Source organism: Acinetobacter sp. WCHAc010052, assembly GCF_002165295.2.
Lineage (GTDB): Bacteria > Pseudomonadota > Gammaproteobacteria > Pseudomonadales > Moraxellaceae > Acinetobacter > Acinetobacter chinensis.
In genome coordinates, this window is the sequence record NZ_CP032143.1 from 2358292 (window position 1) to 2382088 (window position 23797).

The 23797-nt window shown below is 41.5% G+C and carries 24 protein-coding genes, 1 tRNA gene and 1 pseudogene; 18 read left to right on the forward strand and 8 right to left on the reverse strand.

Annotation, left to right across the window (positions count from 1 at the left end; translation table 11 throughout):
• Positions 1-94: 94 nt before the first annotated feature.
• From CDG61_RS11670 to CDG61_RS11680, 3 genes are all read left to right on the forward strand, one after another.
• Entirely contained in the window at positions 95-793 is a 699-nt protein-coding gene (locus CDG61_RS11670; RefSeq protein WP_087549288.1) for a putative quorum-sensing-regulated virulence factor, read from the forward strand.
• A gap of 90 nt (positions 794-883) precedes the next feature.
• Positions 884-1477, forward strand: coding sequence for a hypothetical protein (locus CDG61_RS11675; protein WP_087549289.1), 594 nt, complete (start codon positions 884-886; stop codon positions 1475-1477).
• Positions 1478-1686: 209 nt separating this feature from the next.
• Complete coding sequence (locus CDG61_RS11680) at positions 1687-2037, forward strand: hypothetical protein (protein ID WP_087549290.1); 351 nt, start codon at positions 1687-1689, stop codon at positions 2035-2037.
• A gap of 110 nt (positions 2038-2147) precedes the next feature.
• Here the strand turns inward: CDG61_RS11680 and CDG61_RS11685 are convergent, their stop codons facing one another.
• Together CDG61_RS11685 and CDG61_RS11690 are read right to left on the reverse strand one after the other, a co-directional pair.
• Positions 2148-2366, reverse strand: coding sequence for a hypothetical protein (locus tag CDG61_RS11685; RefSeq protein ID WP_087512419.1), 219 nt, complete (start codon positions 2364-2366; stop codon positions 2148-2150).
• An 847-nt stretch (positions 2367-3213) separates the two neighbouring features.
• A tRNA-Arg gene (locus CDG61_RS11690) sits at positions 3214-3289 on the reverse strand.
• 178 nt (positions 3290-3467) lie between these two features.
• Between CDG61_RS11690 and CDG61_RS11695 the strand changes: the two genes are divergently transcribed.
• The 9 genes from CDG61_RS11695 to CDG61_RS11735 all read left to right on the forward strand — a co-directional run bounded on the left by CDG61_RS11695 (position 3468) and on the right by CDG61_RS11735 (position 12528).
• A complete protein-coding gene (locus tag CDG61_RS11695; RefSeq protein WP_087511784.1) occupies positions 3468-4403 on the forward strand; it encodes an ABC transporter ATP-binding protein in 936 nt (311 codons plus the stop codon).
• The gene (locus CDG61_RS11700; protein ID WP_087549291.1) at positions 4400-5173 is read left to right on the forward strand and encodes an ABC transporter permease; all 774 of its coding nucleotides are present in this window, start codon (positions 4400-4402) and stop codon (positions 5171-5173) included. Before CDG61_RS11695 ends, CDG61_RS11700 begins: the two co-directional genes overlap by 4 nt.
• Entirely contained in the window at positions 5173-5994 is an 822-nt protein-coding gene (gene queF, locus CDG61_RS11705) for an NADPH-dependent 7-cyano-7-deazaguanine reductase QueF (protein ID WP_087549292.1), read from the forward strand. The genes CDG61_RS11700 and queF overlap by 1 nt, the downstream gene beginning before the upstream one ends.
• Before the next feature lie 27 nt (positions 5995-6021).
• Positions 6022-6675, forward strand: a complete 654-nt coding sequence (locus tag CDG61_RS11710; RefSeq protein WP_087549293.1) for a hypothetical protein — start codon at positions 6022-6024, stop codon at positions 6673-6675.
• 485 nt (positions 6676-7160) lie between these two features.
• Positions 7161-8162: a lytic murein transglycosylase B gene (mltB, locus tag CDG61_RS11715; protein ID WP_087549294.1), complete on the forward strand. Its 1002-nt coding sequence runs from the start codon at positions 7161-7163 to the stop codon at positions 8160-8162.
• A gap of 289 nt (positions 8163-8451) precedes the next feature.
• A complete protein-coding gene (locus CDG61_RS11720; protein ID WP_087511789.1) occupies positions 8452-9063 on the forward strand; it encodes a septal ring lytic transglycosylase RlpA family protein in 612 nt (203 codons plus the stop codon).
• Between the two features lie 357 nt (positions 9064-9420).
• Positions 9421-11154 (forward strand): amidohydrolase, encoded by a 1734-nt coding sequence (locus CDG61_RS11725; protein ID WP_416240713.1) that lies wholly within the window; start codon positions 9421-9423, stop codon positions 11152-11154.
• 36 nt (positions 11155-11190) lie between these two features.
• Positions 11191-11973, forward strand: a complete 783-nt coding sequence (locus CDG61_RS11730) for a DUF4850 domain-containing protein (RefSeq protein WP_087549296.1) — start codon at positions 11191-11193, stop codon at positions 11971-11973.
• Positions 11974-12081: 108 nt separating this feature from the next.
• Entirely contained in the window at positions 12082-12528 is a 447-nt protein-coding gene (locus CDG61_RS11735; protein WP_087549297.1) for a DUF962 domain-containing protein, read from the forward strand.
• A 72-nt stretch (positions 12529-12600) separates the two neighbouring features.
• Here CDG61_RS11735 and CDG61_RS11740 read toward each other — a convergent pair whose 3' ends face one another.
• The 6 genes from CDG61_RS11740 to rpsB all read right to left on the reverse strand — a co-directional run bounded on the left by CDG61_RS11740 (position 12601) and on the right by rpsB (position 17267).
• The gene (locus tag CDG61_RS11740; RefSeq protein ID WP_087549298.1) at positions 12601-12915 is read right to left on the reverse strand and encodes an AzlD domain-containing protein; all 315 of its coding nucleotides are present in this window, start codon (positions 12913-12915) and stop codon (positions 12601-12603) included.
• Positions 12912-13700 (reverse strand): AzlC family ABC transporter permease, encoded by a 789-nt coding sequence (locus tag CDG61_RS11745; RefSeq protein ID WP_087549299.1) that lies wholly within the window; start codon positions 13698-13700, stop codon positions 12912-12914. Before CDG61_RS11745 ends, CDG61_RS11740 begins: the two co-directional genes overlap by 4 nt.
• A gap of 118 nt (positions 13701-13818) precedes the next feature.
• A complete protein-coding gene (locus tag CDG61_RS11750) occupies positions 13819-14664 on the reverse strand; it encodes an AraC family transcriptional regulator (RefSeq protein WP_087549300.1) in 846 nt (281 codons plus the stop codon).
• Positions 14665-14784: 120 nt separating this feature from the next.
• Positions 14785-15360: a DUF3465 domain-containing protein gene (locus CDG61_RS11755; protein WP_087549301.1), complete on the reverse strand. Its 576-nt coding sequence runs from the start codon at positions 15358-15360 to the stop codon at positions 14785-14787.
• Between the two features lie 133 nt (positions 15361-15493).
• Positions 15494-16372: a translation elongation factor Ts gene (gene tsf, locus CDG61_RS11760; RefSeq protein ID WP_087511796.1), complete on the reverse strand. Its 879-nt coding sequence runs from the start codon at positions 16370-16372 to the stop codon at positions 15494-15496.
• 142 nt (positions 16373-16514) lie between these two features.
• A complete protein-coding gene (gene rpsB / locus CDG61_RS11765) occupies positions 16515-17267 on the reverse strand; it encodes a 30S ribosomal protein S2 (protein ID WP_087511797.1) in 753 nt (250 codons plus the stop codon).
• 210 nt (positions 17268-17477) lie between these two features.
• Here rpsB and map point away from each other — a divergent pair, with 210 nt between their 5' ends.
• The 6 genes and pseudogenes from map to CDG61_RS17495 all read left to right on the forward strand — a co-directional run bounded on the left by map (position 17478) and on the right by CDG61_RS17495 (position 23797).
• The gene (map, locus tag CDG61_RS11770; protein WP_087511798.1) at positions 17478-18305 is read left to right on the forward strand and encodes a type I methionyl aminopeptidase; all 828 of its coding nucleotides are present in this window, start codon (positions 17478-17480) and stop codon (positions 18303-18305) included.
• A gap of 196 nt (positions 18306-18501) precedes the next feature.
• Positions 18502-19590 (forward strand): OmpW/AlkL family protein, encoded by a 1089-nt coding sequence (locus tag CDG61_RS11775; protein WP_087549302.1) that lies wholly within the window; start codon positions 18502-18504, stop codon positions 19588-19590.
• Between the two features lie 230 nt (positions 19591-19820).
• A complete protein-coding gene (locus tag CDG61_RS11780) occupies positions 19821-20939 on the forward strand; it encodes an OmpW/AlkL family protein (protein WP_087549632.1) in 1119 nt (372 codons plus the stop codon).
• A 194-nt stretch (positions 20940-21133) separates the two neighbouring features.
• A pseudogene (locus tag CDG61_RS11785) lies at positions 21134-22246 on the forward strand (OmpW/AlkL family protein).
• A 188-nt stretch (positions 22247-22434) separates the two neighbouring features.
• Positions 22435-23661 (forward strand): MFS transporter, encoded by a 1227-nt coding sequence (locus CDG61_RS11790; RefSeq protein ID WP_087549303.1) that lies wholly within the window; start codon positions 22435-22437, stop codon positions 23659-23661.
• Positions 23654-23797, forward strand: coding sequence for a hypothetical protein (locus tag CDG61_RS17495; RefSeq protein ID WP_171405604.1), 144 nt, complete (start codon positions 23654-23656; stop codon positions 23795-23797). Before CDG61_RS11790 ends, CDG61_RS17495 begins: the two co-directional genes overlap by 8 nt.

The window sequence follows — 23797 nt, forward strand, 5'->3', positions numbered from 1 at the left end:
CGTCATCAGTATATTGAAATATGATAAAACAGCTGTTTCAGCATTGCCTAAAATGATAAACTGGATACAGTTTTAATGAGATCAAGGTTGGAACATGCAGGCAATTATCCTGGATACTGAAACCCATACTTTAAACGGGCAGCCGATAGAAGTTGCGTATGCCCCTGTTCAGATTGCAGATGGAAAACTGAGCCTGGATAAAAGCAGGATTTTTGACCAGCTGTACAGTGTGGACGAACCTATTTCATACGCGGCAATGGCAGTTCACCATATCCTTGAATCTGATATAGCCGATCAGCCTCATTTCACCAGTTTCAGCCTACCTGAAGAAACGACCTATATTATTGGTCATAATATTGATTATGACATTTTGGCTATTCAGAAATGTGGTGTAGATACCTCATCCATCAAAGCCATCTGTACACTGGCGCTGGCACGCCTGGTCTGGCCTGATGCTGAAGCACATAACATTTCCGCACTGATCTATATGATCAGCAAAGGCAGTGCAAAAGCACGGGATATGATTAAAAAAGCACATCGGGCGGATATGGATATTATCCTGACTGCCAATATTCTGATGCATGTTGTTCACCAGTTAAAAATAAACAGTATCGAAGAATTATTTGCCGCATCAGAAGATGCACGTATTCCTCGTGTGATCAATTTTGGTAAACACCGTGGTACTCCTGTACAGGACTTGCCTCAGGATTATGTACAGTGGCTGATGAAGCAGGGTGATCTTGATCAATATCTGCGTAAAGCACTGGAAAATGCAAACTTAATCACAGTTTAAATTCATGATTTATTTAATATTTTAACAATCATGTAATCTTCTCACTTTATAGTGTGCCTTAATTTACAATTCTGGGGAGTAAATTAGGGCATGTTTAATTTTCATAAAACTGAACTGGGTCAGACGGCTGTCAAAAACCGCAATATTGAACTGAATGCCCGCCAGCGCAGATTACTTCTGTTAATTGGAACTGAAGACTTTAAACTGTTAAATGACAATCTTAAACAACGCCTGGCACCTCCAGAACTGATTCACCAGCTGAAAGACATGGGACTGATTGAACATTTCAAACAGAATATTCCGCTTTCTCCTGATCCTGCTGTTCAGGACAGTAATGAGATTCCTACCGCTATACAGCCCCCGATTGAACCCCCTGAAACACCTCATACCTCTGCACCCAACAGTACCCTTAATGCAGAACACTCCCCTGCATTACAGATTCATCCAGAACCACTCTGTTTTGAAGAAATCAAACTTCTGATGACAGACTCGCTACGGTCTTATTGTGGATTAATGGCTCAACAGCTGATTTTACGGATTCAGGCGACATCAGACCGCCGTGGTCTGAAACTGTGTCAGATGCAATGGATCACTTCTCTCCAGGAAAGCAGAATCAGCTCAACCGAACTGAACCAGATTTATCAGCAGATCAACTCCTCATTGAACAAAGAAGCAATCCATTGATCACAGCCTGATTAATACATTTTTTATGCACACACATTGATTTAAAGTCTAAAAGGCGCGCAATAAAACATAACAGTTCATTGAAATTTATTAATATAAATACAGTTGCAGCTAAAATACTCAACACTGTCAGTATTTACACCTCTTTGGTCTAAGCAACAGTAAATCAAAAAATTTCTATACTTCCCTTTTTATGGGGAGAGATACGGATGTCTGTATCACATTTTCTGGAATTTGACAGTTTTGACAATCCAACCCAGTTAAATAAAATTGGCAACTGGGTGATTACATTTTTAAGCCCTTCAGATTCAGTTGCCCCTGTACAGCTCGGTATCACCAGTGTACTGCCACGTCAGATCAGTGACTCCATACAGCCGAGCAGGATCACAATACAAAGCACAAATGATGATAACCAATGGCTGATTCAGCAGATCGAATGCTATGAAGGTCATAATGGAAAAGAATGCTTTTTTACGGCAGAAGATCAGACCGGACAGGACATACTGGTGGCTTTAATCCATGAATTAAAAAAGTATGATGTTAATGTACAGTTAATTTAACAGTTCAGCCCTTGCTCACTTCGGTGGGCTTTTTTAGATCAGGGTTTAACCCTGTATTGAAAATACTTTCAGGCATTCCCCCCTTAATATATAGAGTCAGATAAAAATAATTACTCAACAACTTTATAAATACTGTCTGTTTTAGTGCTTTCAAACAGAAGCTCAATACTTGGTAAAATAATTTCTCCATCCACAATAATATGTTCAATTTTTTGAAAGAGTGACCATTCCTCAGCATTTGAATTTTCAGGAATTTTTCTTAACAACGCCTGAACATCCTGAATATTATTATATTGATCACTGATCTTAACCTGTATTAATTTAGACATTTTTCTTTCCAGAGCTAAAAGTGGATCTTTGTTATAGCATGCTTACAGTGCCCTGATCACAACTGAAATGTTAGATTTCTTGGCAATGTAATTGTTCTGTTCACATGTTTTCCGACCGCATTATTCTGTATGAATTGACACATATTTTTTATTTAAGCTTTAAAAACAAATAAAAAAAGCCCACATTTCTGCGGGCTTTTATGTTGGATGGCTAGTGCTGATTCTATTGTTAAACCTGGAGGCTTTAAACTCAAACAGCTGTCATTAATCCGTCCAACCTATATAGCAGTACTTCATCAAAGTCTGCTGATAAATTCACTATAGTTCACCAGTTTTATTCTGCCAAGACACTGTTACTTATTTATACATTTCAACTTTAATTATATTACTGAAACAACAGTCACAATCAGTTATATTATTGCACGATTAAAATCATATACGATGTTAATAAAAACCAGAGTCTGCTTCACCTATAAATCAGTATAATAAATCTCTGTGTATTGATAAAAACAGACTTTCAAATCATTATTTTATGACCCAGTGGTATCCTTAATTTTTTTATTTAATATCATCAACCTAGATGATTTCAGAGACAGAGAATCAGAGTTTACAGTTTTAACAATAATCCATAGTCATCTGTTGATCTGAGCCAACTGAACAGACAGACACTGTCTTGCACAATATATTTTACCAGCAAATATCTACCGTCTGAACAAGCAAATGGCACAGATAAAAAGCTATGATCTGACAGCTGAAACAAAATTGATTGCAAAAAGAGATAAAAGTAATAAAAGAAAAAATCAGTCTCTTTTATATAGATACTGAAAAAAACAAACGGAGGGATAAATGGTGCGCTCAGCGGGACTCGAACCCACGCCACAGGCTTCGGAGACCTGTACTCTATCCAGTTGAGCTATGAGCGCGCGAGGCACATCATACCAAAAAAAACAGCAAGATAAAGCAACTATATATAGTCATTTATTTTATTGATCACAGTTTAAGCAACGTTTCATTCCAGCAACACAGAATTCCCCTTTCTTTACTTGGTTTATTTCTCAGTATCGCTCACAATATCTGCACTATTCACCATGAGAGAAATTCATGACTGATGCATTGACGTTAAAGGATTTATCCAAAACCTATAGAAATGGTTTTCAGGCACTTAAAGGCATTAATTTAAATGTTCCTGAAGGCGAATTTTATGCCCTGCTCGGTCCAAATGGCGCGGGTAAATCCACCACAATCAGTATCATCAGTTCATTGACTAAAAAAACTTCCGGTTCTGTTGAAATTTTTGGGCACAATCTGGACACGCATCCATCAGATGCAAAACAGTGTCTGGGTGTCGTTCCTCAGGAATTCAACTTTGGTCAGTTTGAAAAAACCTTTGATATCTTGGTGACTCAGGCAGGTTATTACGGCATTCCTAAAAAGATCGCTGAACAACGTGCAGAGCACTACTTAGAAAAACTGGGACTTTGGGAGAAACGTAATACCCAGGGACGCATGCTGTCTGGTGGTATGAAACGCCGTCTGATGATTGCCAGAGCGATGATGCATGAACCTAAATTACTTATTCTGGATGAACCTACTGCCGGAGTGGATATTGAGCTGCGTCGTTCAATGTGGGACTTCCTGACTGAAATGAATGAAAATGGGACATCCATTATTCTGACCACGCACTACCTGGAAGAAGCTGAAATGCTGTGTCGTCAGATTGCAATTATCGACCGGGGTGTGATTAAAGAAGATACCTCCATGAAAGCCTTTCTGAATCAGCTCAGTGAAGAATCTTTTATTTTCGATCTGGAAAATCCAGTTGAACCGCTCAATATCGAAATCATCGGTTTAAAATTCAATCTGATTGATCCTGTGACTTTAGAAGTGACTATGGATAAAGCACATGCTTTAAATGATTTATTCCAGCTTTTAGAAGCCCAGGGGATCCGTGTCCGCAGCATGCGTAACAAATCCAACCGTCTTGAAGAACTGTTTGTAAAAATGGTTGAAAAAAATCTTGAGGAGAAAGCGCAATGAATTTCACCCAGATGAGAGTTGCGCTCTATACGCTCGTAATTAAAGAAATTCGCCGTTTTATGCGCATCTGGCCGCAGACTCTGCTTCCACCTGCCATCACCATGAGCCTGTATTTTGTGATTTTTGGCAATCTGGTGGGATCACGTATCGGTCAGATGGGTGGTTTCAGCTACATGCAGTTCATTGTGCCTGGTCTGATCATGATGGCGGTCATTACCAACAGTTATGCCAACGTATCTTCCAGTTTCTTCAGTGCCAAGTTTCAGAAAAGTATTGAAGAACTGATCATGAGCCCTGTTCCTTTACATATGATCCTATGGGGCTATGTGATTGGGGGTGTCTGCCGTGGTGTTTTGGTGGGTCTGATTGTTACTGTGATGAGTCTGTTTTTTACAGATCTTGCGATTCATAATATATTCGTAACTATATATACAGTGATTATTACCTCTTTACTGTTTTCCCTCGGTGGTTTCATCAATGCAGTCTATGCAAAATCATTTGATGATATTTCCATTATCCCTACATTTGTACTGACTCCACTGACTTATTTAGGTGGTGTGTTTTACTCGATCAGTGCTTTAAGCCCATTTTGGCAAAATCTCTCTTTAATCAACCCGATTGTATATATGGTCAATGCTTTCCGTTTTGGAATCCTCGGTCATAGCGATGTCAATGTTGCACTGTCTCTGACCATCGTAACTTTATGCTGTGGCGTACTTTATGGTATTGCTTACTATCTACTCTCCCGCGGTTCAGGAATGCGTGAATAATGTCTGTCGAACTCTCTTTATTAGGTAAAGCAACCGAATACCCAACCACTTACAGCCCTGAAGTTCTTTTCCCGATCTCACGTGCAGAAGCCCGTGAGAAATATGCCCAAGTTGATGGCATCTATCAGGGAAAAGACTGGTGGCATGTTTTTGAGATTTCATGGCTGAACTCCAAAGGTATTCCTCAGGTGGCGATCGGACGTATCGAACTGCCTGCATCCTCTCCTAAACTGATCGAATCCAAGTCGCTCAAGCTGTACTTTAACAGCATGAACTTTACGCAGTTCGATTCCAGACAGGCTTTTATAGATACTGTGGAAAAAGACCTTTCAGCTGCAGCTGAAGCACCTGTCACACTTTATTTATTTGGTGTGGACGATGTTGAAACTGCTCAACCTGAAGGATTCTGTATAGACAGCGAAGAACCTGACCGCCTGGTCAATCATCCTGATGCGTCACTTTTACAGCTGGACGAAACAGAAAAATCAGCACAAGATACTGAAATACAACTATATTCCCACTTACTCAGAAGTAACTGTCCTGTGACCGGTCAGCCTGACTGGGGAACTGTTTTTATTCGTTACCAGGGTAAAAAACCTTGTTATCGCAGTCTTTTAGCCTATATTATTTCATATCGTCAGCATAATGGTTTCCATGAACAATGTGTGGAGCAGATCTTTGCCGATATCTGGCAAACACTGCAGCCTGAAAAGCTGATGGTTTATGCGACTTATACACGCCGTGGTGGACTGGATATCAACCCTTGCCGTGTATCTGATTTAACATGGATGCCTCGCCCAATCCGATTGGCGCGACAATAAAATGAAAAAATACTGAGGTTATAGACAATGCCATTTTTTGGATTTATTCCATCTGAAGCACTGCTGGACAATATTCAGCAAGGTCAGCAGAAAAAAAATTCCAGTGAACCCCTTTACCCTTTACGTGATCAGACTGCACTGCTCATTAATGATGAAATTCTGGATGCCATACTGACATCCCTTGTACGTCGTTTCCCTGCCAGTGACAAACGTGACACTGCAGAAAAACTGGCGGGATACATCAAATCCACTGTTGCTGTTTTACTGAAACAGTTACTCAGCAAAGCACCCAACGATGTGGTTATACAATCCATCGAATTTTCTGAAAGAAGTCTTTTTAAAGATGCAGAAGGAAACTTTCGTGTAGGCGAAACACTGGATGCAGGACTGGTGACCAACCTTAAAACCACATTTGCTGAAATCAAAGCAGGAAATGACATTAATAAAGCTGCACTGACTGAGCTTTATAAACAGTTCGCAGAAGCAACTGTCCGTCATTTCATGACTGATTTTAACAAAACGCTGGATTTAGGCATGATTAAACGCAAAGCCGCAGATATCGGTGCTGCTGCTGTTATAAAAGCAGTACATATCGCTGCAGATAAAATCATTCCAAATCTGACCAAAGACGAGCTGGCGGTTCTGGCTGAGTATAACGATACTCTTTTCCATCACGGTTAAACCCGAACCCTATCAGAAGCCTGACTCATGTCAGGCTTTTTTATTTTTTAATTTATTGATTTTTATTATTTTATTAAAACTATGTTAAAATTTTTATGCCAGATTATTCAGCACTACAAGCTTTATGATTTTTTTACAGAAAATTGCTTTTTTTTATATCTGTTTTCATCCGTGTATCAGGTCTGCCTTTCACACAATGACTGAGAGTGAATACCTGCTGACATATCCGATGCTGAACTGATTTTTATTCAAAATAAAGGGAGAGCACGATGTATTTCCATCTATGTCCTGATTTCCAGTGGGATTGTCATTTTTTGTATATGGATTTATTCATTTAAGCATCGTGGATGGTATCTTAAGCCTCAACTGGAATGACCTTCCTTTATTAGAGCTTTTGTGGTGCAGCAACTTTCTCTTATGGCTGTTATTAATGTCGCCATGCCCCACTCATACTCACAGATAATGAACCTGGAAATTTAGGACTTATGCTGAACACCGATTTATATAAAAAACTGAAACGTATTTCATTATTGATTAGCGCATTTACTGTGACCAGTTTCTGCCAGGCAAACGATTTCCAGAATCACCCGGGTTATGCCGGTTTTAAACAGAAAACCATGCAGACTTATGGGCTGAGTGCTGAACAGGTGGACTGGGCAATGAATGGTTCTAAAAACATCCCAAATATCATCAGTATTATGAACCGCCCTGGTGAAAGTAAGCCCTGGTATGAGTATAAAACTAACTTTATGGCTGAAAGCACCATACAGCGCGGTGTCAGATTCAAAAACCAGTATGCCGATGTGCTGAACCGTGCTGAACAGCAGTTTGGTGTACCGCAATCCATCATTCTGGGGATTCTGGGCGTAGAAACAGGTTTCGGAGCAAATAAAGGCAATTTCGTGACCCGTGACGCCCTAGCAACCCTGGGATTCGGTTATGAACGCCGTGCGCAGTATTTCCAGGACGAACTTGCTGCCCTGATTGCATGGACATATAAAGATGGTGTTCCTGTAAATTCTGTCAGTGGTTCTTATGCAGGTGCGATTGGCTACCCTCAGTTCATGCCCAGCAATATCACAAAGTTCGGTGTAGATTATGATAACAATGGTCATATTGATCTACGGAACTCTGCTGAGGATGCCATCGGATCTATTGCCAATTATCTTGCAGGATATGGCTGGCAGCGCAATCAACCTATTGGTTTTGCAGCCCGTTACACAGGTTCTGATCCATCAACAGTGATTGCAAAAGATCTTGAACTGCCAACACCTTATGGTGTGCTCAAAAACCAGGGCATTTCCCCAGTTAACCCTGTCGTTCAAATTGATGATCTGGATATGGTGAATGTCATTCAGCTACAGGAAAATTATGCTGCTGCTTATTACATCACTTATCCTAATTTTCAAGTGATTACGACGTATAACAAGAGTAGAATGTATGCCACAGCAGTGTGGCAGTTAGGCACTGAAATAGCTGGTCGATAAGACCAGTTTTCCTAAATACGTATAAAGTCAACAAAAAAAACTGTCAAATAGTTCACAAATTGCACTATTTAAATATTTTGTTACAATATTGATTATTTTTTAACCATATTTTGTTCTCTTTCTGTTTTTTTTCACTTAATTTTAATTAAAGAGTAGACAGACTTTGTACAGCATGAATATTATCCATTTCGTCAAATGTAGTTGCAAAAGTGAAATAACAAGCGTGTTTTCATGTATTTCAGCCACTTAAGTGGAATATTTGCGAACAGGCTAACTGGAGTTTATTACGATGCAGTCTTCAATTAAGTATTTAATGGCTATTGCCACGACTTTTGCTTTAAGTCAGTCGCAAGCCGAAATGATTCAGTCTTCATCATTGAATAATGATGGCGACAATTCGCGCCTTGCAGCGCGTGTTCTGAACAAAGAAGCTCAGAGCTTCAACAACCACTTCTCTAACCTAAGCAGCCTTTCAATCACTGAGCGTTCTGGTGATAAGATCCGCCGCGAAACAATCGCAGCGAAAATTGAAATCCCTGAAGACGAGCCTTCAGTGATTGAAAAGTTAAATACTGTGGCGTCCAATACTGTTCGTAAGTTCAGCCAGACAGGTATGGCTTCATGGTATGGTCGTCAGTTCCATGGTCGCAAAACGGCAAGTGGTGATACATTCGATATGAATGCATTAACTGCTGCTCACCGTAGCCTGCCATTGAACTGTTATATTCGTGTGACTAACAAAAACAACGGTAAAAGCGTTGTTGTAAAAGTCAACGACCGTGGTCCATTCCATGGTAACCGCGTACTAGACCTCTCCTATGGTGCTGCTAAACAGCTTGGAATTACCAATGCAGGGACTGCGAAAGTCAGCATTGAACGAGTTGATGGACCAAACTCTTAATTCATAGCACTGCATTTGACACTAAAGCCACATTCCAGTGGCTTTTTTTATACCTGCCATTCTGTCTCTTTGACGTTATCTATAAAAGCATCACCTGCAGATCACAGACTGCATTGCAAATTATTCCATGAATCATCAGATCCGTAGATTCACAGAACAGAGAAGCAAAGGTGATCCGTTCAAGCACTTAATCATTTCAGTACAATATTTCAAAAACTATACATCGTCCTCTGAGTCTGCTAAGTTCAAAAGACAATACTGAACATTCAGAATGAACGAATCCAGGGGAACAGTATGCAAACAGAATCAGAAAACTCAAGTTTCAGATATAAAAAGCGTTTCATACTGCTTGCATCCATGACCGTACTCTCCCTCAGCGCCTGCGTCAGTTCACCATCAAAGCCCCATACTCAAAAAACTGATGCTCAGTCACCACATTCAGCTGAAAACTCATTGCTGATTTATGGCGGTGATATTCTGACCATGAAAGGCATGACTCCTGAAAATGCAGAAGCTGTTTTCATCGAAAATGGACGGATTCTGTTTGTAGGCGATTACAACTCTGCTCAAAAACTTGCCAGTGCGCAAACCCTACAGCTTAACTTACAGGGTCACACATTATTACCTGGGTTTATTGATGCACACAGTCATCTGAACAGTGTCGGTTTACAGCAGACCGTTGCAAACCTGTATTCCACACCTGATGGCACAGTGACCGATATCCCTTCATTGCTTCAGGCTCTGTCCACCTGGCAACAGTCAAACCAGAAATTTATAGCACAGACAGGTGGCTGGATTATTGGTAATGGTCATGATGATGCCCAGCTGCTGGAAAAAAGACAGCCAACTGCTGATGACCTGGATAAAGTCTCAACCACACATCCGATTATTGTGCTTCATCAGTCTGGACATCTGGCTTCAGTCAATCACAAAGCCCTTGAACTGCTCAAAATCAACAGCAGCACTCCTGACCCTGTTGGCGGTGTAATCCGTCGTAAAAAGGATTCCAGAGAACCCGATGGAGTACTGGAAGAAGCAGCTGTATTTTCTGCAATGGCAACTGCGTTTAAAGCTGTGCCACCTGAAACCATGCAGAATATGGCAAAAACTGCACTGAAAACCTATATTGCCAATGGATATACCACTGTTCAGGAAGGTCGTGCCGATGCAGGTACCTCTGAACTGTGGCGTAGCTTCGCTCAGATTGGACAGCTTGATATTGATGTTGTGGTCTACCCCGACCTGATGAATGAAATGGACTACATGCTGAAAAATGCTTCATCGAAGCAGTATCAGAAACATTTCAGAATCGGTGGGGTCAAAATCAGCCTGGATGGCTCACCTCAGGGCAAAACAGCCTGGCTGACTCAGCCTTATGTCGTTCCACCTGCCGGTCAGAATAAAAACTACCGTGGCTACCCTGCTTATCCTGACCAGAAGATTGTTCAGAGTGCCATCGACACTGCATTTAAGAACAACTGGCAGATCCTTGCTCATGCCAATGGAGATGCTGCGATTGATCAGTATTTAAAAACAATTGAGCAGGCATCGAATAAATATGGCAATTCCGACCGCCGTAATGTCATTATCCATGCACAGACCATGCGTGAAGATCAGCTGGATAAAGCTAAAACCCTGAAACTGATCCCATCATTTTTTTCGCTGCACACCTATTACTGGGGTGACTGGCATAAGCATGAAACTCTCGGCTCCGAACGTGCCAACCGTATTTCACCAACTGGGTCAGCTTTAAAACGCAATATGATCTTTACTCAGCATCACGATGCACCTGTGATCCCACCTAAAAACATGATGGTGATTGATGCCACAGTCAACCGTGTAACCCGCTCAGGGGATGTACTGGGAGCAGATCAGAAAGTCAGTCCTTATATTGCTTTAAAATCGGTCACCGACTGGGCGGCTTATCAGTATTTTGAAGAAAAAGACAAAGGGACACTGGAAAAAGGCAAACTCGCCGACCTGGTGATTCTGAATCAGAATCCACTGAAAGTCCCACCGACACAAATTAAAAATATTAAAATTCTCTCCACTTTCAAAGAAGGCAGACAGATTTACAGCAGTAATGAATAAGCGTGTAAATCTGTACTCCGGCATTGAGAATCGATCATGCTGAAATCTTACAGACAGACTGCTGTCCTTTGGCTGAGCCCGCTGTTTTTCATAACAGCTGTTCAGGCAGAGGTGAAAGTGTTTGAACCATCGTTCCCCGCTTTCAATGCACAAAGCTATCAGCAACGAAGTTTTAAAACCGAGCGGATAGGAACGGCTCATTTTAAAAACAATGTACAGATTCCTGTCGAAGGCATTGCCATACTTAACCCTTTGAATGACATTCCAAAATATTACCGTACATATAAGCCCTGCACAGACCAGCAGCCCTGTCGCTATGATTTTACTTTGCCGGCTCAATCTGTCGGTCATTTTAAAATTGTTATTTTCCCCAATATTGGAGCCATACTCGCACCCGTTTCATGGCAAGTGATCGAAGCCGATATGGGACCCTCAGGCGTTGCTTCAGCATTACTCATGAGCCCTGACCGCAAAGAAGCAATTGAAATTTATAATTCATCTGCCTGTGTCGGCTGTGGTATGCCTTATGCAAGCCTGTACTTTCCTGAGGTTTTAAAAGAAAGTGTGGAAAATGAATTTGGTGGCTATGTGGATCGGCATAAATATCTGAATATTGTCCGGGCAAATCCACACAAAGTTTTATTCAGCTTTAAAAACCCGGCTTATCCTGCAAAATCACATGGCATCGCACTGTATTCAGATAATGAAATCACCAATTATCAGAATATTACTGTACATTTATTGCCCGAACATCAGGCTCAGGCAAGGATTGTTCTCAATTTCTTTCCCTTTAAAAATCAGTTTAATTTTTTAGAATAATGAACTGAAATACCTTACTGTATAAGACTTAAATTTTGACCAGGACTGATTTCTGCTTTATATTTCATCAAACAAAGAAAATAACAGCCATCTGCATGGAGAGCCACAATGAAAACTGTCACCGAATGGTTTGATGAGTACAGCGAAAGTCACCAAAATCCGACCAACAAAGTGATTCATTGGGTCTGTGTCCCAGCAATTCTGTTTTCAATTATTGGAATTATTGCCCAGTTCAATGCCATGCTCACCGCACTGATCATTGTTCTGACCCTGGTATTTTATGCCCGTATGGATATTGTACTTGCCGTTGCAATGGCGGCTCTGCTTTTTGTTATGGCATGGCTGATCATCATCCTACCGGTTGGAAAAGGATTTTATCTGGGGCTGTTTGTCGTGGCATGGATCGGACAGTTTTATGGTCACAAAGTTGAAGGGAAAAAGCCATCATTCTTTAAAGACCTTCAGTTCCTCCTGATTGGTCCTGTATGGTGTATGGATGCATATTTAGCCAAAGTACTACCTAACTGGAAAACACGCCAGAAAGAAGCGTTTTAACGCAAATAAACAGCAAGGGCAGATTTTCATGACATTCTGCCCTTTTGTGAGTTTATTTCAATTCAATTCTGCTCAGGATAATGCAAAATTCAGCGTATAAAAACACAACAGACTGAATGCCAGACTCCATAAAATTTTGCGGATGAACAAAGCAAAAATAATAGTACAGACAGCAGCAATAAAATAAGGATCCAGTGGAATCTGTCTGAACTGTCCTTCATTAAAAAATACAATCGGAGCGCAGATCGCTGTCAGTAAACAGGGGGCAGAATATTTCAACATCTGTTCAAAAACATGTGGTAAACGGATGGCAACCTTAGGTTCCAAAAAAAAATAACGGTTCGCAAAGACAATCAGTGCAAGTGTCAGCAATAAAAACCAGCTCATTGTTCCTGCTCTTCTGTCGGCTGTTTTTCCTTTATAACTTTAGGTTGTGTCTGAGCTGAGTTATTTTTATTGAGCAGTTTCGCAGTCAGTGCAGCACTTGCCATACCTGTCAAACCTGCGAGCACTGTGCCCGAGTCCATCTGTAAATATTTAAAAATCAGACAACTGATCAGTGTCACCACAACCCCGACGACCGTGGCAACATTTTTAATTAATGGCACAATAATCAGAATGAACACGGCAACAATAGAAAAATCCAGGTGCAGACTTTCCAGATCAGGAATAGCATTTGCCAGTACAATCCCCATCAGACTGAACAGACACCAGCTCAGATAAAAGCACAGTCCTGCCCCAAACAGATAGGCAAAAGTCCGTGGCTGACTTTTAGCCATTCCCACAGCAAAGAGTTCATCCGTAAGCAGAAAACCGATGCCCAGTCGCTTTCCTAAGGGAAAGTGCTGCACATCTGAACGAAAACTCAGTGCATAAATCAGATGCTGAGTGGTTAAAAAGAAAATCGTGATGATGATTGTGATCGCAGAAGCATCTGACATGACCAGACCTAAACTGACCAGCTGAGCCGCCCCTGCAAAAATAACCGAGGACATGGCAAATGACTGAGCAAAACTCAGTCCAGCATTGACCGCCATGGAACCTGCCAGAATTCCCCACGGCAAAACAGCTATGGATAAGGGTAAAATATCCAGTGCACCCTGTCTGAATGCTTTAAATGGCTGGTGCTCAGGAGAAGATAAATTTGATGAATAAGAAGTATGATCGGTCATATCAACAATGATGCACTCGATTGTTACACTGAAAGAGCTTCAGTCTGCATCATCCATTTTTTTTCCGCTTGTACAAAATTGCTGTTTTGATATAGCCGCTTAAAAATATTGGCTTTTATCAGGCTTTCAGGGCATGAGGATTCAGATGTGTCAGATATTGCGATGGCGTTACGCCTACTGCTTTTTTAAAATGACGGTTGAAATGACTCTGATCTGAAAATCCCAGATGCTGTGCAGTCAAAGCAATTCCCTGCCCCTGTTTCAGCAGTTTCTGGGCTTTGTGCAAGCGCACCTGGATCAGCCATGCATGGGGTGGTAAACCTGTATGCTTTTTAAATTCTCTTAAAAAGTGCCAGGGACTCAGTGAAACATATTCAGCAAGCTCGGTCAGACTGAAATTCCGCTCAGGAAAATTCCGTATCAGCTCTTTGACCATTTCAATTTTTCGCTGAGCCTCAGCTAAAATTTTGGGACTGGGTTTTGCTCTTGCATGACGGTGAATTAAGACTGCAAGTGTGGACAGATACATGCTTTCCTTCAGCAGAGCATTATCTTTTTGTTCAAATAAATCAAACAACAGGCTCAACTGTTGTGAAAGCCCAACATCATGGATGACCGCATCTGGAAACCACGGCACAGTATTTTTATGAGTGAAAAAATCCTGACTGATATCCAGCAACATTTCAGGTGTAGGATAAATTGCACGATATTTCCAGCCCGTTTCCACTGCCGAAGAACCCGTGTGAATTTCATCAGCATTGACCAGAATAATGTCGCCTTTGGGTGCAGTGTGCAAAGCACCTGAACGAAAGAAACTTTGTGCGCCATCTTCAATAATGCCTATACAGTAACCTTCATGTACATGCCTTGAAAACTGTTTCTGCCGGTACTGTGCTTTAAGCAGCTCCAGACCACCCAGTTCCTGTAAATGCAGGAAATCCACCTGTTCAAACGGAACGCTCATATCTGCCTTTGCTTCAAACGGTTCAGCACACTGAAATAAATCATGACGGGAAAAACAGAATCTGTATAGAACAAAATTGCGCTCTGAAAAATCAAGTGATCTGAATCAGCCACCCAATATTTACTGATAGGTTCGGCCATTATGCTTCAGCCAGCCATCTTCATGGCGGTTCTGAGGATCATGATGCGTCCAGTGAATCACCCCACCCTGATGACTGTATTCATATTCACCAAAAAATTCGACTGTATCGCCTTCATTCAAGTTTTCAATACGCGGAGCCAGATCAATATTATGTGCAACCAGCACAGTTAAGCCATTATCCAGTTTTAAAATAAACTTCTGATGTCTTGAACCTTCATTATCATCACGTAAAACAGCTTTGACTGTTCCTACCGACTGCACCTGTACATTGCTGAGTTTTCGCTGAAAAGACTGTTGAATGACCTGTGAGCCATGACGGTTCTGACTGCTGTTCTGTTGATACTGATGCTGTGTTTGCTGATCCTGATCTTTTTTATTCTGCTGCTCTGTTCGTTGTTCAGTCTGCACCTGTTCCAGCTGCTTCGTCTCAGTACGACTGTCCTGGGATGAATGCTGTTCTGACTGATCTGTCGGCTGATTCAGATCAATACCGAAATAAGCAGCCACCAGCAGTGCAATCGTTGCACCAATACCCAGATGTGTTTTATTTGCCATAACTACAGATACAATATCAATTTTATATTGAGCATTATAGAAGCTCAGTCACATTTGTCCGTATGGTTTTTTAATTTTCATACAAAAAACCCCTCTAAAAGAGGGGTTTTTCAATTTCACTGAAACAGTAAAATTATTGTGCAGCAGCAGCCTGAGCAGCAGCAACTTCATCAGCGAAGCTCATTTCTGCTTTTTTCTCAATACCTTCACCTACTTCGAAGCGAACGAACTGAGCAACATTTGTTGCGGTTGCTTTAAGAACGTCAGCAACTTTCTTGTCGTTGTCGATTACGTACATTTGACGCTCAAGAACAACTTCGTTCAGATATTTTTCAACTGAACCAGATACCATTTTTTCAACGATGTTTGCTGGTTTGCCAGATTCAATTGCTTTAGCTTCAGCAATTTCTTTCTCTTTAGCAACAAGTTCAGCAGAAACGCCTTCAGCTGTAACAGCAACTGGATTGAACGCAGCAACGTGCATTGCAATACCTTTACCAGTTTCAGCAGAACCTGTGTAAGAAACAACAACACCAATTTTTAAACCGTGTTTGTAAACAGCAAGGTTTTCACCTTCAACGATTGCAGCACGACGAACCTGAATGTTTTCACCGATTTTTTGAACAAGTGCAATACGCGCTTCTTCAACAGTGTGGCCATCAGCAAGTTTAAGTTCTGCAATTTTAGCAGCATCAATTTCGTTTGCAGCAAGTGCAGCAGCAGCAACCTGTGCAGAGAAACCAGCAAAGTTTTCGTCTTTAGCAACGAAGTCAGTCTGACAGTTCACTTCAAGAAGAATAGCTTTGTTGCCTTCCTGAGCGATTGTGATCGCGCCGTCAGCAGCAATGTTACCTGCTTTTTTAGCAGCTTTAGCCTGACCTGATTTACGAAGATTATCAATCGCCAATTCAACGTCACCGCCTGCTTCTGTCAATGCTTTTTTGCATTCCATCATAGCAAGACCAGTACGGTCACGTAATTCTTTTACCATGCTCGCAGTAACTGCAGTCATGTTGTTCTCCTAAATACGGTAGAATAATGAATCTGTTGAACAAAAACGGCTCAAACCTGAAATCTGAGCCGTTTTGCTTGATTGACGCTTAATTTGCCACCGTTACATGTCGCAAAAATGACAAGTCTGCGTCAAAAACGCATTAAGCTTCTGGAGCTTCTTTCGCAGCTTCTTCGCCTTTAGCCTGAGCATTAGACTGAGTTTGCGCATATTCTTTACCAGCAATAATCGCATCAGCCATAGCAGAAGCATAAAGTGTTACAGCACGGATCGCATCATCGTTACCAGGAATAACGAAATCTACGTTATCTGGGTTAGAGTTTGTATCAACGATACCGATTACAGGAATACCAAGGTTCTTAGCTTCTTTAATTGCAATCGCTTCGTGATCAACGTCAATGATGAACAATGCGTCAGGTAAACCACCCATGTTCTTAACACCGCCAAGACCACGTTCAAGTTTTTCCATTTCACGAGTACGTTCTAAAGCTTCACGTTTAGTAAGCTTAGCAAAAGTACCGTCAGTAGATTGAGTCTGAAGGTCTTTTAAACGGTTGATTGACTGACGAAGAGTTTTCCAGTTAGTCAACATACCACCCAACCAGCGGTGATCTACATATGGCTGACCAGCGCGTTGAGCTTGTTCACGGATAATTGCAGAAGCAGCACGTTTAGTACCAACGAACAATACTTTGTTCTTTTTGCTTGCAAGGTTGTTAACAAAGTTCAGAGCATCGTTTAACGCAGGAACAGTGTGCTCAAGGTTAATGATGTGAATTTTGTTACGCGCACCAAAAATATACTGACGCATTTTTGGGTTCCAGAAACGAGTCTGGTGACCGAAGTGAGCGCCTGCTTGAAGAAGGTCGCGCATGCTTACGTTGTAATCTGCCATTTTCTTTACCTTAAAGTTTGGGTTAGGCCTCCATATATCCGCATTCTCCACCCTTTCAGGCACCCAGAGAAATGTGACGATATATGTGCGGATTTTTTAATGCCCCGCTCTACCAAAGTTCATGAAATATATTCACGAAAAAGCATTTGATAAAATGGGCGGCTATTTATACCATAGTCACATATAAATTTCCAAAAGTTTTTAGAGATCATGAACACTACTTACGAAGCTCCACGTCGATTAATTAAAACCCCAGATGAAATTGAAAAAATGCGTGTGGCGGGACGACTGGCGGCAGAAGTGCTGGATATGATCAAACCGCATATCAAACCAGGTGTTTCAACACTTGAACTGGATACGATCTGTCATGACTGGATTGTCAATAAACAGGAAGCCATTCCTGCCTGTTTAGGCTACGGCGCGGCGCCAGGTCGTCCTGCTTTTCAGCATGTAATCTGCACATCTGTCAACCACGTGGTCTGTCACGGGATTCCTTCAGAAAGTAAAATTCTGAAAAAAGGCGATATTCTGAATATTGATGTGACTGTCATTAAAGATGGTTACCACGGCGATACCAACATGATGTACATCGTGGGTGGTGAAACGTCCATTCTTGCCGACCGTCTGTGCAAAGTGGCTCAGGAAGCCATGTATCGTGGCATGGAAACGGTGAAACCTGGTTCAACCATTGGTGATATTGGTGCTGCGATTCAGAAATATGTGGAATCTGAACGTTTTGGTGTAGTCCGTGAGTATTGTGGTCACGGGATTGGCACAGTTTTCCATGACGAACCACAGGTTTTACATTATGGTCAGGGTAACAGTGGCATGGTGCTGGAAGAAGGCATGACGTTTACTATTGAACCGATGGTCAACGGTGGGGACTGGAAAACCAAACTCCTGGGAGACAAATGGACAGTGGTCACCAAAGATCACAGCCTTTCTGCTCAGTATGAACATACGCTGCTTGTAACAAAGACAGGTGTGGAAGTCCTGACTGCGCGTCCTGAAGAAGACCTGAGCCGTTTCAACAAATAACATATTCATATTTTCGTGCATAAATCAATGGCTGCTTCGGCAGCCATTTTTTATGCTGCAACTATTTGTACAAAAAATGACAACTGTATATAATTAATTTTCAATAACTCAAATAAATTCATTTCTTTAGATAAATGTAAAATGAATCACAAAAAAGAAATGCAGTAAATAAATAGAATATCCAGGGGAATTCAGGATGAACAAAACCGCATTGTTATGTGTTGCTACAGGCTTAACCACGCTGTCTGGAGTTACACAAGCCGCAGATTTATCAAAATACTTCAGCATGGAAGCCAAAGGCTTTAAACGTTTTTCTGTGTCCGCTGGTGTTTTGCACGTTATGCCTCAGGGCAAAGCACAGCCATTTCAGATCAATACTGCCATTCCTGATGGTACTGTTTCTAAAAATGGTGATATTAAAGTCGATACTGTTCTGAACAACCTCAATCCTGATGTTGACCAGAAAGCGCTGGCTGCTGCTCTTAAAACGATAGGTTTCTTTTCTGGTGGAACACTGTCTTCATCATTGAGTGGAACAGCAAAAATCGGAGGGCTGGGTGGGTGGGAAGCACAGGGAACAGGACTGGAAGCAGATGATGTGACCACTTTAGGTCTCATGAACAGTTACTTCTTTACTGACAATTTTTCATTTGAAATGAAAGCAGGAATTCCTCCGAAAGTTGACCTACAGGGAAAAGGCAAAATTTACGCACCCTTTTCAGCTGTCGCAACACCACAGTTAGGCAATCTACCACTGGAATTCATGAATATTAATCTACAGAATAATATTTTCATTACAGACCTTGAAGCTCATGGACCTGCTGCTTCTGCAAGAGCATGGACACCTGCCTTTGAATTTCAGTATCACTTTGGAAAAACCGGTGTCAATAAATTCCGCCCTTATGTCGGTGCAGGTCTGATGTATGCCTATTTTAATGAACTTGAAATCAATAAACGTACTGAGCAGGATCTGATTGCAGCAGGTCATATGATTGCCAATATTAAAGAAGGAAAAGCTGGAGCATCACTTGAAGGAAAAACCAGCAGTGCAAATCCAAAAGTAAAGCTTGAAGCAACAGATGTTTTCGCACCTATAGTAACAGCCGGTTTCACCTACGATTTCAGTGAGAAATGGTATGCCGTAGGTTCACTCTCCTACTCACCATTAAAAAATGAAACCACGATTACTGTTTCAGATGAAAGACTCGGAGAGCTGGTAAAATCAACTGCCGATATTGAGGTAAACCCTGTCCTGGTTTATGCCGGTATTGGCTTCCGTTTTTAATCATCATCAGATTCGAGAAATCAAAAGCGGGAATATCTCCCGCTTTTTTTTCACAAAACTTCATATCTTTACAAAAAACCTTGTTGTACTTCATACAGTCTTAACAATTAGCTTTATAAATAACCTCTCCTGACCTTTTTATAACTTTTTATACACAAATCATTATCTTATTCATTTTAATAATCAATATTCAAAGAAGAATATCAATGAATGGACATGGAGTCCCAGAAATGAATAAAACACTGATGTGTATAGCCACTTCATCACTGATGAGTCTGCCTGCACTGAGTCATGCAGATTCGCCATATTTCAGCTTAAAAGATGGGGATGGTTTTAAACGCTTTTCAGTCTCTGTGGGTGCTTTATATGTAAAACCTACAGGCAAAGCTCAACCTTTTCAGATTAACACCTCTGTTGCAGAGGGCGAAAAAACCAAGGTTGGAGATGTCAAAGTTGATTCTGTCATGGATGCAATTGATGAAAGCCAGCCCAATGCAACTTTAAAAAAAGGGCTGTTAAAAACCGCTGTAGCTTTAGATTCCATTACTAATCTGATTTCTTATACAGAGAATGGTGATAAGTATCTGAAAGGAAGTGTCGCTGGAGATGCAACGATCAATGGACTATCCAGCTGGGAAGCTGAAGGCACAGGATTGGAAGCAGACGATGTTGCTACCCTTGGTATCATGTCGAACTATTTCTTTACAGACAACATCTCTTTTGAAGTTAAAGCAGGTCTACCTCCCAAAGTCGATATTAAAGGAAAAGGGCAAATTTATGCACCACTGACAGGTACAGCTACACCTCAAGGTATTGGTTCAATTATTGGTGACTTACCCCTTAAAAAAGATATTGCCATTACAGACCTCAATGCTCATGACACAGCCGCTACAGCCCGTGCATGGACACCAGCCTTCGAATTTCAGTATCACTTTGGAAAAACAGGTGTCAATAAATTCCGGCCATACGTCGGGGTAGGCTTAATGTATGCCTACTTCAATGAACTGGAAATCAATAAAGGAATTGAAAGTGACCTGATCAATGCTGGTCACATGTTAATCAACATGAAAGAAAATAAAGCAGGTGCCGCACTGGATGGAAAGCCAAGCAGTGGCAATCCTAAAGTAATGCTTGAAGCGGACGATGCATTTGCACCCGTTGTTACAGCAGGTTTCACCTACGACTTCAATGATCGCTGGTTTGCTGTGGGTTCTGTTTCCTATACACAGTTAAGTGCTGATGCAACCATCAACATCAGCGATGAAAAACACGGAAAACTGATCAATGCCAAAACAGAAATCGAGATCAATCCAATTCTCGCCTATGCAGGCATCGGTATGCGTTTTTAGACATTCCCCATCAACTTCAAAGCGACTCAGGTCGCTTTTCTTATTTCAAATCATGTATATAAAATGTAAAAAGTCCTGTTCACCCCCCTTTTTCATCTTTTTCGTCCCCTTATTCCAACTGATTCACTTTGTTTTAATGAACCGCATGAGATTACTCATTAATAAAAAAAATATCAGGACACGGAGTTCCATTGATGAAAAAGTTACTATTATGCGTTGCCGCAACAGGGTCATGTTTAACACCTGTACTCAGTCATGCTGATTCACCATGGTTCAGCCTGAAAGAGGGAAATGGTTTTAAACGCTTTTCAACTTCCGTCGGCTGGCTGCATGTCATGTCTCAGGGCAAAGCCAATCCGTATCAGATTACCACTCCTATTGCTGAGGGTTCAAAAGTTGCGGTGGGTGAAGCTAGTCTGGAATCCGTCAGAAAGTCCATAGATCGCTCTACACCTGAGGGAGAAAAACAGTACTAGAAATTTGAGAGCATTGTAAAAACTGGTGAGTTTTTAACTCTGATTAAAGATGGAGTTCTACCAGCGAACCTCAGTGGGGAATCCATTATTAATGGACTGTCAGGTTGGACAGCTCAGGGTTCAGGACTGGAACCGGATGATATTGATACGCTTGGAATCATGTCCAAATATCATTTTACAGATAATGTCGCAATTGAAATGAAAGGGGGCTTTCCTCCTAAAGTCGATATTAAAGGTAAAGGTAAAATTATTGCCCCAATGACAGGCACAGCTCTTCCAAGTGGAACTTCAGCATTTTTGGGTCTGGGTAAAATGCCTTTAAAAAATGACATTCTGATCACCGACCTCGATTCATATGATGTTGTTTCCACTGCCCGTGCCTGGACACCGGCATTTGAAATGCACTATCAGTTTGGTAAAACCGGTGTCAATAAATTCCGCCCCTATATCGGTGCAGGCTTTATGTATGCCTATTTCAGTGAAGTAAAAATGGATAAAGGTGTGAAAAATGATCTGCTTGCTTCCGCACACATGGTACAGAACCTGCTGGATGGAAAAGCTGGAGCTGCACTCGATCATAAAACATCATCAGCAGATCTGAAAGTAAAACTGAAAGCTGATGATGCATTTGCACCAATTGTCACAGCGGGTTTTACTTATGACTTTAAGGAAAACTGGTTTGCAGTTGCTTCTGTGTCTTATGCCAAATTAAGTAATGATGTAACTATTGATGTTATTAATAAAACGACAGGTCAAACCCTGAACCATGCAGAAACCTCCATTGATGTCGATCCTTTGCTGACCTATGTCGGTATTGGCTTCCGTCACTGATCACCTGAGAGCAGATCAAATAATTATAAATATAGCTTCCCCCCTCTTCCTTCTCCAGGACGGTTTATACCGTCCTTTTTTTCAATCCACTTCTGATAACTTTAATTTATTGTTGATCAAAGTTTTATTCTGTCGCATCTGTAAATTTATTCTTCTACAATTCACATAAAAGATGCAATGGATTGATCATGACGGCTTCACAGGACGATACTCGTTTTTCTAAACCTCTTATTTATATGCTGATTGGCAGTGCTTTTATTCTAGCATTGTCTTTGGGTATCCGACATGGTTTTGGGCTATACCTGGTTCCGATGAGCCATGAGTTTTCCTGGAACCATCAGGTATTCAGTCTGGCGATTGCCATGCAGAATCTACTGTGGGGAGCGGTTCAGCCATTTACTGGTGCACTGGCAGATAAATACGGCAGCAAAATAGTTGTCGCTGTCGGAGGTGTGCTGTACACCATTGGACTGTTGCTGATGTCAGTCAGCTCCTCCGCATGGTTACTCGACTTAAGTGCCGGACTGATCATTGGGATGGCGCTGTCTGCAACATCTTTTTCAGTGCTGCTTTCTGCCGTTGGTCGTGCGGCACATCCATCACGGCGTGGTATGGCAATGGGTATTGCCAGTGCAGCAGGTTCATTCGGTCAGTTCATCATGCTGCCAACCACCCTGCTGTTGATTAAAAATTTTGGCTGGTCTTCTGCATTGGTCATCAGTGCAATTTTAGCTGCCCTGATCATACCACTGGCATGGATGCTGAAAGCACCCATGTATACAGATCCAAACTCAAAACAGATCAGTCATAAGCCTGCTTTAAGCTTTAAACAGATTCTAAAAATTGCTTTTTCGCATAAGCCTTTTATATGGCTGGCACTGGGTTTTTTAGTTTGCGGTTTTCAGGTGGTTTTCCTGGGTATTCATTTACCAGGATACCTGATCGATCACGGCTTTGATGCATCCACAGGTACAGTTTTCCTGGCTTTGGTCGGTCTGTTTAATATTGTGGGAACCTACAGCGCAGGCTTTTTAGGGGATAAATTTTCCAAACCTCACCTGCTCATGTGGCTGTATGGGCTGCGTGGTATTGCGATCATTGCTTTTCTCGCATTGCCATTAACCACCTGGTCGGTTTATATTTTTGGAACAGTCATGGGGCTGTTATGGCTGTCTACTGTCCCTCTGACCAATGGCATAGTCGCCAATATGTTTGGTGTTAAATATCTGACCATGCTCAGTGGAATCGTATTTTTCACCCATCAGGTCGGTTCATTTTTTGGTGGATGGCTGGGCGGTCTGAATCATGATATAACAGGAAATTACAACATGATCTGGGCATGCTCCATTGTCCTGAGTGCTTTTGGTGTACTGGTTCATTTCTTTGTCAATGAAAAGGCTGTCGTCGATGACTGATTCTGAAAACACACTGCCATGGCTGAAACTGGGGTTATGGACAGGATTGATGATCTGCATAGCTCTGTCTGCGCTACTTTGGCTGAATACGCCTGACCTGTTTGAGTATTTTAATATGGCATTTTGTGCGCATTAA

Bases quoted from the DNA above. Each gene is read 5' to 3' on its own strand.
- CDG61_RS11670 (WP_087549288.1), top strand. From the start codon at position 95: ATGCAGGCAATTATCCTGGATACTGAAACCCATACTTTAAACGGGCAG.
- CDG61_RS11675 (WP_087549289.1), top strand. From the start codon at position 884: ATGTTTAATTTTCATAAAACTGAACTGGGTCAGACGGCTGTCAAAAAC.
- CDG61_RS11680 (WP_087549290.1), top strand. From the start codon at position 1,687: ATGTCTGTATCACATTTTCTGGAATTTGACAGTTTTGACAATCCAACC.
- CDG61_RS11685 (WP_087512419.1), bottom strand. From the start codon at position 2,366: ATGTCTAAATTAATACAGGTTAAGATCAGTGATCAATATAATAATATT.
- CDG61_RS11695 (WP_087511784.1), top strand. From the start codon at position 3,468: ATGACTGATGCATTGACGTTAAAGGATTTATCCAAAACCTATAGAAAT.
- CDG61_RS11700 (WP_087549291.1), top strand. From the start codon at position 4,400: ATGAATTTCACCCAGATGAGAGTTGCGCTCTATACGCTCGTAATTAAA.
- queF (WP_087549292.1), top strand. From the start codon at position 5,173: ATGTCTGTCGAACTCTCTTTATTAGGTAAAGCAACCGAATACCCAACC.
- CDG61_RS11710 (WP_087549293.1), top strand. From the start codon at position 6,022: ATGCCATTTTTTGGATTTATTCCATCTGAAGCACTGCTGGACAATATT.
- mltB (WP_087549294.1), top strand. From the start codon at position 7,161: ATGCTGAACACCGATTTATATAAAAAACTGAAACGTATTTCATTATTG.
- CDG61_RS11720 (WP_087511789.1), top strand. From the start codon at position 8,452: ATGCAGTCTTCAATTAAGTATTTAATGGCTATTGCCACGACTTTTGCT.
- CDG61_RS11725 (WP_416240713.1), top strand. From the start codon at position 9,421: ATGACCGTACTCTCCCTCAGCGCCTGCGTCAGTTCACCATCAAAGCCC.
- CDG61_RS11730 (WP_087549296.1), top strand. From the start codon at position 11,191: ATGCTGAAATCTTACAGACAGACTGCTGTCCTTTGGCTGAGCCCGCTG.
- CDG61_RS11735 (WP_087549297.1), top strand. From the start codon at position 12,082: ATGAAAACTGTCACCGAATGGTTTGATGAGTACAGCGAAAGTCACCAA.
- CDG61_RS11740 (WP_087549298.1), bottom strand. From the start codon at position 12,915: ATGAGCTGGTTTTTATTGCTGACACTTGCACTGATTGTCTTTGCGAAC.
- CDG61_RS11745 (WP_087549299.1), bottom strand. From the start codon at position 13,700: ATGACCGATCATACTTCTTATTCATCAAATTTATCTTCTCCTGAGCAC.
- CDG61_RS11750 (WP_087549300.1), bottom strand. From the start codon at position 14,664: ATGAGCGTTCCGTTTGAACAGGTGGATTTCCTGCATTTACAGGAACTG.
- CDG61_RS11755 (WP_087549301.1), bottom strand. From the start codon at position 15,360: ATGGCAAATAAAACACATCTGGGTATTGGTGCAACGATTGCACTGCTG.
- tsf (WP_087511796.1), bottom strand. From the start codon at position 16,372: ATGACTGCAGTTACTGCGAGCATGGTAAAAGAATTACGTGACCGTACT.
- rpsB (WP_087511797.1), bottom strand. From the start codon at position 17,267: ATGGCAGATTACAACGTAAGCATGCGCGACCTTCTTCAAGCAGGCGCT.
- map (WP_087511798.1), top strand. From the start codon at position 17,478: ATGAACACTACTTACGAAGCTCCACGTCGATTAATTAAAACCCCAGAT.
- CDG61_RS11775 (WP_087549302.1), top strand. From the start codon at position 18,502: ATGAACAAAACCGCATTGTTATGTGTTGCTACAGGCTTAACCACGCTG.
- CDG61_RS11780 (WP_087549632.1), top strand. From the start codon at position 19,821: ATGAATAAAACACTGATGTGTATAGCCACTTCATCACTGATGAGTCTG.
- CDG61_RS11790 (WP_087549303.1), top strand. From the start codon at position 22,435: ATGACGGCTTCACAGGACGATACTCGTTTTTCTAAACCTCTTATTTAT.
- CDG61_RS17495 (WP_171405604.1), top strand. From the start codon at position 23,654: ATGACTGATTCTGAAAACACACTGCCATGGCTGAAACTGGGGTTATGG.